This is a genomic window from Paenibacillus amylolyticus (genome assembly GCF_001570725.1).
Lineage (GTDB): Bacteria > Bacillota > Bacilli > Paenibacillales > Paenibacillaceae > Paenibacillus > Paenibacillus amylolyticus_A.
The window spans coordinates 725,074-738,133 of record NZ_BCNV01000001.1; the positions used below are offsets into that span (position 1 = coordinate 725,074).

Sequence of the window (13,060 nt, forward strand, 5' to 3'; positions counted from 1 at the left end):
TAGTGTCTTTGGGCGCAAATTCAGACTTAAAATAGCATGTTTTCGAGAAAATAACGCGAAATTTGTAAAAAGGTTATTGACAGGATTTACTCATCGGGCTTATGATTTATTCGAAACGATTCGAAGAAATCGCTTCCACATTAAAAGTGTTGTAATGAAGTCCATGTGGATCAACGTTGGTTATGTTTTGAAACGATTCGAGAAAATCGTTTCGATAACCCATCGTATTACAAGGGAATCTACAACAGCCTGCAATCCAACGCCAGTGAAACGAATGAGTAAAGACAGCAGGCGATGATGAGAGGGGTTACATTATGGCACATATAACGATCGAAACTGGGTCGCCAACCTTATGCATGAATACGAGCATACATGTTGTGTCCAGTGACTCCGGAGAGACTTCAGGCGGTACACTATATCTGTTGCACGGGGCAGGCGATAATGCGAGTACCTGGCAGCGGTTAACCACAATTGAGATGTATGCAGCCCAATACGGCTGTACCGTCATTATGCCAGAAGCGAATCGAAGCTATTACACCGATATGGAATACGGCCTGAATTACTTCCACTACATCACTCAGGAGTTACCTGAAGTATGCAAGCGTCTACTCAATCTGAATCCTGATCCGGAGAAAACGTACATTGCCGGTTTATCGATGGGTGGATATGGTGCACTGAAATGTGGGCTAACTTATCCAGAGCGATATCGCAAAGTAGTGTCTTTATCCGGCGTTACGGATATCCAGACACGCCTTCATGATCCCCATATGCCAGCGACCATGATCAAGGAAATGAAAGCGGTTTTTGGAGAACGGTTACAGGTAAAAGCCGATCAGGATATTTACAAACTGTCAGCCAAGCTGCTGGAACAGGGTGCACCTTTACCGGATATCCTCAGTTGCTGCGGCGACAGTGACCCCTTCGTTGAGATGAATCGCGATTTTGCGAAATACATGCAGGGGACGGCCTTTGATTTTCGGTATGTGGAGACGCCGGGGGCTCATGAATGGAGATTTTGGGAGCACCACCTTAGAACGATGTTTGATTTTCTGTACAACGACAAGACCACAGTAGAGTGAGGAGATGCAATGTGAAACCTGCAGCCGAAGGACCTAGCAAAAAGCTGAAGGGAAACGTGAAGGGCAATTCGCTCTGGACTGAAATCTGGAAGCACCGAATGACATACACCCTGCTTATTCCGGGGCTTGTCTGGCTAATCTTGTTTGCCTACATGCCGATGGGCGGCCTGTCTCTGGCATTCAAAGATTACAAGGCCAATCTGGGCATCTGGGGAAGTCCATGGAGCGGATTCGAGAACTTCAAATATGTTTTCCGTGATCCAACCTTTATCGATGCCGTATGGCGTACGCTGTACATCAATATTCTGAAACTGATTATTCAGTTCCCGTTCCCGATCATTCTGGCGTTGTTGCTGAATGAATTGCGGATGCGTAGAGGGAAAAAATTGTTCCAAACCGTTCTTACGTTCCCGCACTTCCTGTCCTGGATCATCGTATCCGGTGTAGTCATCAATGTGCTGGCATATGACGGACTGGTAAACAGCGCGCTCGGATTACTCGGGTTGCCAACGATTAACTTCCTGGGATCCGAATCCAACTTTGTACCGATGTTGCTGTTAACTGATATTTGGAAATCAAGTGGATGGGGCGCAATTATATTCCTGGCTGCCATTTCCGGTATTGACCAGGATCAGTATGAATCAGCACAGATTGACGGGGCTTCCCGTATGCAACAGATGTTCAGAATTACTTTACCGAACATCCTTCCAACTATCACGATCATGTTTATTTTGTCCGTTGGTGGATTGATGTCTTCCGGTTTCGACCAGATCTTCAACTTGGCGAATGCGGCTACCAAAAATGTATCGGAAGTACTCGATGTATACATCTATCGGATTACGTTCCAGTCATCAACCGATTTCTCATTCTCGACAGCGGTCAGCTTGTTCCGTTCCCTGGTGAATATGGCCTTGCTGCTTCTTGCTGACAGATTTGCCAAGTGGCTTGGCGGAGACGGTTTGTTCCGATAAGAGAGGAGGAGAAATGAAATGAGCAAGAAAGCTAACAAAAAACCGAGAATTGGCACGGAAAGAATGACACTTCTCGATTACTTCATATTTGCGATATTACTTGTGCTTGCCTTGATGATTCTGATTCCATTCTGGAATGTCATCATGATCTCGTTTGCAACACAAAAAGAGTATGCTGACAATCCATTTTTGATGTTCCCTAAAGAATGGACATTGGATTCCTACAAGGCATTGTTCGCTGACGGAACGATTCTGTCGGGGTACAAAAATACAATTATTTTGCTAGTCATCGGCTTGCCACTCAGCTTGTTCCTGACAACGAGCATGGCATATGGCCTTAGTCGTAACAAATTTCCGTTTAAGAAATTTATCTTTTTCCTGGTACTGTTCACCATGATCTTTAATGGTGGTATCGTACCGCTCTACCTGATCATGAAATCACTTCATCTTACTGGTACGCTGTGGTCCGTTATCCTGGCGGGAAGTTTCAGTGCGTTTAACATGATTCTGATGATGAACTACTTCTACACCTTGCCTGAATCACTCATGGAATCGGCGAGACTGGATGGAGCCGGAGAGTGGAGAATTTTGTTCTCTGTTGTTCTTCCGCTGGCTACACCAATTATGGCTACAATCACATTGTTCTACGGTGTGGCTTACTGGAACAGTTGGTATGATGCGATGATATTCCTTCGAAAAGCGGATCAGTTACCGCTCCAGAATGTACTCCGAAATATTATCGTGACATCTACGACGAATGCATCCAATGCATCCAGTGTGGATGCTGCCCAAGCGAGCAATTTCTCCATGGGCATGAAGATGGCGGCCGTATTTGTCACCATGGTACCAATTATGTGTTTCTTCCCAATGCTGCAAAAACACTTTGCCAAAGGGGTATTAACAGGGGCAATCAAGACCTGATTATACGTATAGGATTTTGCAATAAAATTCTACTAAAAACATGGGGGTAAAACATGAAAACGAACAAAAAGTTGTCAGTACGAGCTCTCTTTGCCATCACGCTTAGTGTAGTTATGCTGATGGTGACCGCTTGTTCCAGCCAAGGAGCTTCAGGTGGTAACGAAAAAGATGCAGAGGGAAATTACAAAGACAACCTGACCATCTCTGTAGCTAACCTGACAGAAATTAAAAACGGGAACCTGGATAATGACTTCCACAAGTTCTGGACAGACAAATTCAATGTAACTTGGGACTACAACTATATCGATTGGGATTCATGGGGCGAGAAGCTTCGTCTGTGGATCAACTCTGGCGACTTGCCGGATGTAGCGGTATGGAACTACGTACATGGCGATGCCATGAACAGTATTGAACAAGGCTTGTTCTACAAATTCCCGGATGACTGGAAAGAACGCTGGCCTAACGTGGCAGCAGCTTACAATTTGACGGGTCTTGGAGACAAGTTGGAAGAATTGACGGGTGGAACATATGTCCTGCCTAGACCAATCTATTTCGAGAACAAACCAGCTGACCCACTGACGAACCAAATTGGTGTCATTGCGCTTCGTAAAGACTGGGCTGAAGCGGTTGGTTTTGAACTGAAAGATGCGTATACAACAACTGAATTGAACGAATATGCTGCGCTTGTGAAAGAAAAAGATCCAGGCAAAGTGGGTAACAAACTTGTACCTCTGTCTTACAATGCTGGAGATGCAATGACAAACATGATTATGCCGAACAGTGTGCATGCCATGACTGACTCTCCGTTCTACAAAGGTGAAGATGGCCAGTTCCACTGGGGACCAGCAGATCCTGAAACGCTGACAGGACTTAAATTGATGCAAAAAGCTTATAAAGATGGACTGCTCAATCCTGAGTTCTACACATGGAAAAACAATGAAGGTCAAAACAACTTCAAAGTAACCGGTACAGCTGCTGTAACAAGTCTGGGCGGACTCGCTTCGTACAGACAAGGCCTGGATTCTGATATGAGAAAAAATCTGGGTGTAGATAGTGATGAACTGGTACACACAGCAATCGTAGTAGGCGATGACGGGAAATACCGTAACATGGAGCAAGCCAACTTCTGGTCGGCATTGATCTTCAATCCGGACATCAGTGATGAGAAATTCGAACGGATCATGGATCTGATCGATTACTCCGCAACAAAAGAAGGACAGTTGCTTATTAACATGGGCTTTGAAGGAACTGATTGGAAATATGATGAGAACCAAGAACTGGTTAGCTTGTTGCCAGAAGGAACAGTATTGGAAGATAAATATCCAGCACGTTTCGAAGGTCTCTACCTGCTGGGTGACGACTTCAGTGTTGTAAACCCTGCAATTAAAAAGGATTACCGTGATAGAGCCGTGAAATTGTTCGAAGAAAAAGCAAAACTCGGTACAGAAGGCAAATCACTTGCAACATACGATTGGGATGTCAACCTGTATGATTCCAAAGCTAAGAGTCAGGCTTCATTCGACTACCAGAACGAATATGCCAACCTGATCCTCAAAAACGGAGATCTGGAGGCAAACTGGAAAGAATGGGTGAACAGTAAAATGTCCCTGGTTCAGCCTTACTTGGATGAGCTAAACGATAAATTCTAGTAATCATTCAGTAATTAATTTTGAACCCGGTGCGCGGTCTCTCCCCGAACGCAGCCGGGTTCTTTATTTCAACAATTTGTAGTGGAGGATACTATTGATGAATAACGAGCAGTTGCTTGACTTGGTAAAACAGATGACGTTGGAGGAAAAAACAGCGCAGCTTCTTCAGTTGACTGCCAACTTTTATGAAGGAACGAATGTTGAAGGCCAGATCACAGGGCCCATGGAAGAGATGGGAATTACGGAGCAGTCCGTGGATGCCAGTGGGTCCATTCTAGGGTTGTCCGGTGCGCAGGCCATCATTGATGTGCAGCAAGCTTATATGAAAAAAAGCCGTTTGGGCATTCCGCTCTTGTTCATGGCTGACGTGGTACATGGATTCAAAACCATTTTCCCGATTCCGCTGGCGATTGGTTGCTCATGGGACACAGAACTGGCTGAGAAAAGTGCTGAAATTGCAGCACGTGAATCAGCTGTATCCGGTTTGCATGTAACCTTTGCACCGATGGTGGATCTAGTTCGTGACCCGCGCTGGGGTCGTGTGATGGAGACGACAGGAGAAGATCCTTATCTGAACAGCTTGTTCGCAGCTGCGTTCGTAAGAGGATATCAAGGAGATAGCTTGAAAGATGAGCCTGATCGCCTTGCTGCCTGTGTCAAACACTTTGCGGCTTATGGAGCGGCTGAAGGTGGTCGGGATTACAATACGGTGGACATGTCCGAGCGTAACTTGCGTGAGTACTATTTGCCAGCGTACAAAGCAGCATTGGATGCGGGTGTGGAAATGGTCATGACTTCGTTCAATACGGTTGACGGTATTCCGGCAAGTGGCAATGAGAAGTTAATGCGTGGCATTTTGCGTGAAGAGTGGGGCTTTGATGGCGTATTGATCTCGGATTGGGCTTCCATTCGGGAGATGATTGCACATGGAGCTGCGGAAGATGACCGTGAAGCGGCGTATCGTGCCATTCGTGCAGGGGTAGATATGGAGATGATGACACCTTGTTATGTGCATCATTTGCCTGAGCTGATTGAGAGCGGTGAAGTGGAAGAGGAGCTCATTGATGAAGCCGTTCTGCGAATTCTGCAACTGAAAGAAAAATTGGGATTGTTCGACAATCCGCTGCGTGCAGCCGATCCGGAACGGGAGCGCGAGATTGTTTTCTCCAAAGAGCATCGTCAGGTATCGTATGAATTGGCAACGAAATCAGCTGTGCTCTTGAAGAATGATGGCAATGTTCTTCCGCTTCAACCGGAAGCTAATGTAGCCCTCATTGGTCCTTTTGCACAGAGTACAGACATTCTGGGTTGGTGGTCCTGTGAAGGGGTTAAGGAAGATGCAGTCAAGCTGGGAACAGCTCTGCAAGAGCGCCTGACGAGTGGGAAAGTTCAATTTGCCCAAGGTAGTGATGTTCATACCATTACAGCTGAGCAGATTGCCGAAGCCCTGGAAGTGGCAAGCAAAGCAGATCTGATTGTTCTCGCTCTGGGAGAAGACTCCGAGATGAGCGGAGAAGGTGGCTCACGCACGGATATCCGTCTGCCAGCGGCCCAATTGGAATTGGTCAAACAGCTCAAAGCAGCCGGCAAACCAATTGCCACCGTTATTTTCAACGGCCGTCCATTGGATCTTCATGGTGTCATCGATGAATCGGATGCCCTTCTTGAAGCCTGGTTCCCGGGCAGTGAAGGCGGAGCAGCGATTGCAGATGTTCTGACAGGTGTAGTGAATCCATCTGCACGTCTGACGATGTCCTTCCCGCAGTCTGTAGGTCAGATTCCGGTCTATTACAACCATTTCAATACTGGTCGTCCACTGAACCCGGAGAAGACGGAAGAACGTTATGTTTCCAAATACATTGACAGCCCGAATGAACCGTTGCTTCCGTTCGGTTATGGTCTCTCTTATACTTCCTTCTCTTATGGTGGTCTCGAAGTCTCAAGTAATGAGTTGACTGCTGATGAGTCCCTGAGCATCCAGGTACGTGTAACCAACACGGGCGAGCGTGCAGGTGTGGAGACGGTTCAATTGTATGTTCGTGATGTAACGGGTGAAGTGGTTCGTCCAATGCGTGAGTTAAAAGGATATGTGAAACTTGCCCTTGCGCCAGGAGAGAGTGGTACAGCCACGTTTACATTAAATGAAGAACAGCTTCGTTATCACCATTCGGACTTAAGTCATCGCAGTGATAAAGGCGAGTTCCATCTTCTTGTTGGTGCAAACAGTCGGGATACCCAGAAGAAATCATTCAGACTCGTTTAATCAGGGAGATGGAAAGAGTAATGTGTCAGGCCTTTCGCTATGGAAGGCCTGACAAACATAACAGGGGAGCGAAGAATGTGGTCAGTATCAAGGATATCGCCAAACAGGCGGGAGTTTCCATCTCCACCGTGTCATATGCGCTGAATGGCAGCAACAAAGTGACCGATGAGACGAGTTCCAAAATTTTGGCCATTGCCAAAGAGCTGAACTATGTTCCTAATGCCGCTGCAAGAACACTTAAGAAGAGGGAATCCAAAATTCTGGGTGTATTCTTGACCGATTTTAGCGGAGATGTATATGGAGACTTGCTGAGTGGCATGAAAGCCGTATGTAATGCCCAAGGTTATGACCTGATCGTGTGCAGCGGTAAACAATCCCATCGCATGCTTCCGGAACGGATGATTGATGGTGCAATCATTCTGGATCATACCTTTGCAAGTGAAGAACTGATGCAATATGCCGATCGAGGGCACAAAATTGTTGTATTGGACCGTGAGATGGATCATCCCAACATTAATCAGGTTCTGCTGGATAACAAAGCCGGGGCGACACTTGCGATGGAACATCTGATTGAACAGGGACACAAGAAGATCTACGTGGTAACAGGACCGGAAGGTTCGTTTGACTCTGTGCAGCGGATGAAGGCTGTAAGACAGGTCGCTGAACGTGAAGCCGATGTGGAATGGATTGAGATCACGGGTGATTTTGAGAAGAGTGGTGGAGAACGAGCCGCAGATCAGATTGTGCAGGCGTATGATGGGCCCGCAGCGGTATTCTGCCTCAATGATGAGATGGCTATTGGCCTGTGTGATCGTCTGGCGGAAAGTGTACTTGGCGTTGGGCAGGAGATTGATGTCATCGGATTCGATAATATTGAACTAAGCAAATACGTGCAGCCGAGATTGGCAAGCATTGATTATTCCAAACGCAAGTGGGGATCGCTCGCTGCTGAACAATTGATCAAGATTATCGCCGGAGAACCCGTAGACCATGAACGGATATACGTGACATTGGTTGAAGGTGGGTCAGTGAGTGGACCTATTCAGTCTGATTCTGTGATATCCATGCGGAATGACCGGGCGGTTAGCTATTGATCCCGAATACAGCAAGAGACAAGGCTTAGAAGAATTGCATCATTCTTTTAAGCCTTGTCTCTTGCTATTTCGAGGATAAAGCATTAAAACATTAAAAAAGCCTCTCCGGAGAGAGGCTTGGCCTTTACAGACCTTTTGTTTTGTCATTGTTGTAGGATGAAGTGAGAATGCCTGTAATGAAGAGAGTCAATACGACTGCAATAATCCAGAATGTCAGTGAAAACGACATACCCTTCGCACCTCCTGCACAAGCTCATTTTCTTCTATTATAACCATTATAGGTAGAAAAGAAATGCTTCACCCTATTATTTGTAAAATAAAAAGTGTGTGGGTACCGGTCTGAGGCTGCCATCTGAAGGGTTATTCACAACCCGATTATTCAGAATAAGCGAGGAAGATCCACCGCCATCCAGATTATAGGCGTCGATGACCCCAAGCTTGTACAACCGTCCTTGCAACTCTTCAAGGGTAGCACCGGAACTTCCACCCTCATTATATCCGTCGACCACAATGATCAATAACTGGTCGTCTTTATAATTGCCAATGACTGTACGTGGCGCTCGTTTGGGTGATACCTTCCACTTGGCGGGAATCGCGGTTTTGCGCCCATTCTGTAGTAGTACCGGCACAAAGGTAGCCCCGAATTGCGGTTGCAGGCGATCCAGGGAGTTTTTGTCGAAGAACTTGCCTCCGACCAGCTTGCCGGCATCATTAAGTCCTACAAAGAACAGATCTTTGAAACTGGCCTGAAAACCATTCACGTATTTCCCGTCCATGACGGTGGTGCTGAGCGGATAACGTTTGCCACCACTGTCAGCAAATCCCCCTGCATTGATCCCGGCAATTGCACCGTTACGTTTCACAGCCTGCATGGTCGTCTCAGATCGTCCAGGTTCGCTGTCTAGAGCCATCTGCATGGCCGTGGGATCTTTAAGCTTAATCTTCATGGCATAGCCCTTATAGCTGCCAGGATTGACTCTATACATTTCAATTGTCAATCGGTCACTGTCTACCCGTTCAAATGGAACGCCCAGCTTGGCCGAAATCCGCTTGTTATAAATGGTTTCTGGGCGATCCGCCTGAGCAGTAGCCTTCTGCACAAGTGTAGACATCGTACTCGTTGTTTTATTATAGAGCTGCGTCGTTCTTTTAATAGAAGAAGAAGTTTGGACAGCAGCGTCTTTAGCCCCTGCAAGCTCTTGGCTAATTGCTTGGGTCCGGGGTGTAATCGTATCCTCTGACAGTTCGGCAGGAATCAAACCTCCGGGTTCAAGTGGAGGACGAAGCAGCAGCAGGCATAATATCAATCCAACAAAAGGAGCGAGTGCAAGCATAAAAAAACGATTAACCTGTTTGACGGGTGTAATCATTTGAGCAGGTCCATCTTTTTCTGGAGTGTCTCCAGTTGTTTTTTGACTTCGCTCAGCTGGGTATACAGTTTGTTGCTGTTATCCGTTTTGTCACTTGCATTATCCTTGGTAAAAGTCAGCAATTCATTGAAGGATTGCACCTGTCCTTGCAGGTCTGCGACTTCCTTCGATATCGTTGTTAGCTGCTTTTCGTAGTCGGTTTTTAGCGCTGCAATCTGCTGCTGATTATGGGCCTGAAGCTGGTTAATCATCTGTTGCTGGAGATGGTTACTATAATAGTAGGTTCCAACGACTCCGAGTGCAATGAGAACAATCCACATTACCAGAAACAGCTTGATTGAAGATCCGGCCTTGCCTTTGGCGCTCCGGGTGTGATGGATGTCAGAGGGCGGGGCAGATGGTTTCATATCATCACTCCTGGTCATTTATAGGTACAAAAATTTTTCCAGTCCTCATTCTATCATGCCCCTATTGATTACGCAAAAATGAAATTCTTTACTTAATAGAGTAAAAAGAGATTGCATCGGAAGGAAGTCCTAGGATACAATTTCTTATAGATGCAATAAGTAGGAACTTTGGGCAGGTTTTTCGACTTTTTTAGATAGAAATGCAGGAAATTTATACTATATTTTGACCTTTCCGGGCATGGAAAGATGAACGTCATGGTGTTTTTATGACAAAATACAGTGAAAATAGAGCTTATTTAGCAAGTTTACCCTGTATTTTTCTGTTTTTCGACATAATCCGACCTATGCTTCTTCTATACTCGGACTGTCGCATAGACAGTGGAACCATCATGGCAGAAGGTAGAAGTTATTTGTCCAATACATAACAGGGGGAACAACAATGAAAAAAGTATGGCAGGTGGTCATCGTAGATATCCACCCCACCAGCATGCTCGGTACAAAATTGATTTTGGAAGAGCAGCAGGATCTGACGGTACGTGGCATGACTTCGACCGGAACAGAAGGGCTCGATCTGGTGAATATTCACCAGCCTGATCTGATTCTCATGGATTATCGACTTCCAGAGGGCCAGGCAGATCAATATATTGCCCAGATGAAGAATCTGTCGGCACATAGTCACATCATCATTTTGACAGATGAAGACAATGTGAAGCTGTTTCGTCATCTGATGAGTCTTGGTGCAAGCGGCATGCTATCGAAACAGGCTTCCCCTAGCCAGCTGATTCATCTGATCTCGGGGTTACGTGAGGGCCATGTATCCATTCCATTATCGTGGTTAAACAGTGCGGAGTGGGCGCAACCCGTCGAGTCTCCAACCGAAGAACGTGTCATTGAATTAACCGAAACCGAAACTTTTATCATGGAAAGAATTGTTCAGGGTGTAACCTATGATAAAATAGCGAGTGAGATCAACGTTAGCAGGCGCTCGATTGATAATTATCTGCGTAAAATATACGTGAAGCTGGAAGTAAGCAGCAGAGCACAGGCCATTGAACGTTATGCCTTGCATGCAAGGCAGGCGAAGACGGTATCCTGACGAACCGGTTTAGTTTTTCCCATCCTCATAACAGGTCAGGTGTGCATCCGGTCATATTCGATGGCGAGCAGGAATAGGTTGTAGGGCTGCGAACTGCGAGTTCAGTTTCGATAGGGATGAAAGGGGATCGGATCGATGAAATATTTCTTTGCTTCCCGTACCAACAGGCTTTTGTCATCACCGCTGAGGGATATACGTGAGATGTCTGGCAGGGATTATTTCATTTCTCTGGCAGAGGAATTGCCTGCGGAGGAATTGTTTCCTTTCAAATTGCTGGAAGAAGCAGCGGTGTCTGTCTTTAGTTCAGGCCCTTCCGCATTGCAATATGGAGAGCCAGCAGGCTACACACCCTTGAGAGAGTGGTTGAACAAAGACTGGAATGCACGCAAAGGCATACGAACGGTACCCGAGCAGATTCTGTTGACAACTGGTACCCAGCAGGCCATCGATCTGGTGATGCGTCTATTACTTGAGCCAGGGGACTCCGTACTGGTGGAACATCCCACATCTCCAGGCTGTTTAGAGGTTCTGGAGATGCAAGGAGCCAAGATTGTACCCGTAATGGGTGATCGGGACGGGATACTGCCAGACCTTTTGGAGCAGCACATGCAGCAGGTGAGACCGAAGCTGCTTTTTGCTGCACCCAGCTTCTCGAATCCGACGGGTGCTCTGTGGAGTATGGAGCGGCGGGAGGCTGTCCTTGAGCTGTGTTCGCGCTATGGTGTGTTGCTTGTGGAAGATGATTCTTACGGAGAGCTTCATTTCGATGGCCTTGAGCCGGCGGAATTCTATCGTAAATATCCTTCACTTTTTGCACTGGATACTGCCGACCAGGGTGGACATGTTCTCTACATCGGTTCGTTTAGCAAAACGGTAGCGCCCGCTCTTCGGACCGGATGGGCTGCTGGACATCCTGCGCTGATTCAGGCCATGGCCTCCGTTAAACGGATTGCAGATGGTCAGTCCAGTCCGATGAATCAGCGGCTGTTGTATCAACTGCTCGCCCATTCCCCTTTTCGATGGAGTGATCACCTGTCCATGCTGAACCGGGAATATAAGACAAGGCTCAAACTGATGCTTGAATTGTTGAAGAGACCGGGCTGGAAAGGATGTCAGTACAACATCCCTGAGGGCGGTATGTATCTGTGGGTACAGTTGCCGGAAGGATTGGATAGTGGCGCTCTGCTCAAGGCGGCTCTGCCCAAAGGTGTATCTTTTCTTCCAGGCTCGCTATGCTCCACAGGTGTACAGGATCAACGTTACATTCGATTGAACTTTAGCCATCCGGGACGCGATGAATTGCTGCTCGGCATGAACTTGATCAGTGAAGCCATATCCGAATTTACGGCTCGCAGCTGAGTCGAATCAAAATAGATTGTAGCAAAATGCAAATTGGTTCATGAACTTAGTGATTACGTTATTGCATCCACTAACATTTTTATATATAATATGTATTAATGAGTTGTTGGTTTCTTTATATAAGCTGCAATTGTGGTGAATTCAGAAAGAGCACTCATATATTTTATCTAACGGGGGAAAATTCAACATGTCTAATATTTTATTCGTTAAAGCAAATGACCGTCCTGCAGATCAAGCAGTCAGCGTTAAATTGTACGATGCATTCTTGAGCGCATACAAAGAGTCCCACCCAGGTGACACAGTTACTGAGCTGGATCTCTACAATACAGATCTTCCTTACTATGGCAACACTGTAATTACAGGTGGCTACAAAGCAGCAAACGGCATTGAAGCAACTGCTGAAGAGCAAAAAGCTGCAGCACTGGCTGCACAACTGCAAGATCAATTCCTGGCAGCAGACAAAGTGGTATTTGCATTCCCGCTCTGGAACTTCACTGTTCCTGCTCCACTGGTGAACTACATTTCCTACCTGAGCCAAGCTGGTAAAATGTTCAAATACACAGCTGAAGGCCCTGTAGGTCTCGTAGGCGACAAAAAAGTGGCATTGTTGAACGCACGTGGTGGCGTTTATTCCGTAGAGCCTATGGCTTCTGTTGAAATGTCTGTTAAATATGTAACTAACGTATTGGCTTTCTGGGGCATTCAAAACCCTGAGCTGGTTATCGTTGAAGGACATAACGCTGCTGCAGATCGTGCTGAAGAAATCGTTACTGCAGGTCTGAAATTGGCTTCCGAAGTAGCTGTGAAATTCTAATAGCATTCTTTTATATAGTACACACAAAAACACCTGT

Annotated in this window: 11 protein-coding genes; 9 read left to right on the forward strand and 2 right to left on the reverse strand. The window is 46.3% G+C overall.

The window, feature by feature from the left end:
• The first annotated feature begins 356 nt into the window (after nucleotides 1-356).
• The 6 genes from PAHA3_RS03455 (at nucleotide 357) to PAHA3_RS03480 (ending at nucleotide 7,977) form a co-directional block, all read left to right on the forward strand.
• Complete coding sequence (locus PAHA3_RS03455) at nucleotides 357-1,079, forward strand: alpha/beta hydrolase (protein WP_235599364.1); 723 nt, start codon at nucleotides 357-359, stop codon at nucleotides 1,077-1,079.
• Between the two features lie 11 nt (nucleotides 1,080-1,090).
• Nucleotides 1,091-2,050 (forward strand): ABC transporter permease, encoded by a 960-nt coding sequence (locus PAHA3_RS03460; protein WP_062833485.1) that lies wholly within the window; start codon nucleotides 1,091-1,093, stop codon nucleotides 2,048-2,050.
• Nucleotides 2,051-2,068: 18 nt separating this feature from the next.
• The gene (locus PAHA3_RS03465) at nucleotides 2,069-2,971 is read left to right on the forward strand and encodes a carbohydrate ABC transporter permease (protein WP_062833486.1); all 903 of its coding nucleotides are present in this window, start codon (nucleotides 2,069-2,071) and stop codon (nucleotides 2,969-2,971) included.
• Between the two features lie 53 nt (nucleotides 2,972-3,024).
• The gene (locus PAHA3_RS03470) at nucleotides 3,025-4,620 is read left to right on the forward strand and encodes a hypothetical protein (protein WP_062833487.1); all 1,596 of its coding nucleotides are present in this window, start codon (nucleotides 3,025-3,027) and stop codon (nucleotides 4,618-4,620) included.
• Nucleotides 4,621-4,717: 97 nt separating this feature from the next.
• A complete protein-coding gene (bglX, locus tag PAHA3_RS03475; protein ID WP_062833488.1) occupies nucleotides 4,718-6,883 on the forward strand; it encodes a beta-glucosidase BglX in 2,166 nt (721 codons plus the stop codon).
• A gap of 77 nt (nucleotides 6,884-6,960) precedes the next feature.
• Nucleotides 6,961-7,977, forward strand: a complete 1,017-nt coding sequence (locus PAHA3_RS03480) for a LacI family DNA-binding transcriptional regulator (RefSeq protein WP_062835958.1) — start codon at nucleotides 6,961-6,963, stop codon at nucleotides 7,975-7,977.
• A gap of 305 nt (nucleotides 7,978-8,282) precedes the next feature.
• Here the strand turns inward: PAHA3_RS03480 and PAHA3_RS03485 are convergent, their stop codons facing one another.
• Both PAHA3_RS03485 and PAHA3_RS03490 read right to left on the reverse strand, forming a co-directional pair.
• Nucleotides 8,283-9,347 carry a phosphodiester glycosidase family protein gene (locus tag PAHA3_RS03485; protein WP_062833489.1) on the reverse strand — a complete coding sequence of 355 codons (1,065 nt, stop codon included), beginning with the start codon at nucleotides 9,345-9,347 and terminating at the stop codon, nucleotides 8,283-8,285.
• A complete protein-coding gene (locus tag PAHA3_RS03490; RefSeq protein ID WP_062833490.1) occupies nucleotides 9,344-9,754 on the reverse strand; it encodes a uroporphyrinogen-III C-methyltransferase in 411 nt (136 codons plus the stop codon). The genes PAHA3_RS03485 and PAHA3_RS03490 overlap by 4 nt, the downstream gene beginning before the upstream one ends.
• Nucleotides 9,755-10,193: 439 nt before the next feature.
• Here PAHA3_RS03490 and PAHA3_RS03495 point away from each other — a divergent pair, with 439 nt between their 5' ends.
• From PAHA3_RS03495 to PAHA3_RS03505, 3 genes are all read left to right on the forward strand, one after another.
• Nucleotides 10,194-10,850, forward strand: a complete 657-nt coding sequence (locus PAHA3_RS03495) for a response regulator transcription factor (RefSeq protein WP_062833491.1) — start codon at nucleotides 10,194-10,196, stop codon at nucleotides 10,848-10,850.
• A 135-nt stretch (nucleotides 10,851-10,985) separates the two neighbouring features.
• Nucleotides 10,986-12,209 (forward strand): aminotransferase-like domain-containing protein, encoded by a 1,224-nt coding sequence (locus tag PAHA3_RS03500; RefSeq protein WP_062833492.1) that lies wholly within the window; start codon nucleotides 10,986-10,988, stop codon nucleotides 12,207-12,209.
• A 187-nt stretch (nucleotides 12,210-12,396) separates the two neighbouring features.
• Nucleotides 12,397-13,023 (forward strand): FMN-dependent NADH-azoreductase, encoded by a 627-nt coding sequence (locus PAHA3_RS03505; RefSeq protein ID WP_062833493.1) that lies wholly within the window; start codon nucleotides 12,397-12,399, stop codon nucleotides 13,021-13,023.
• Nucleotides 13,024-13,060 lie beyond the last annotated feature (37 nt).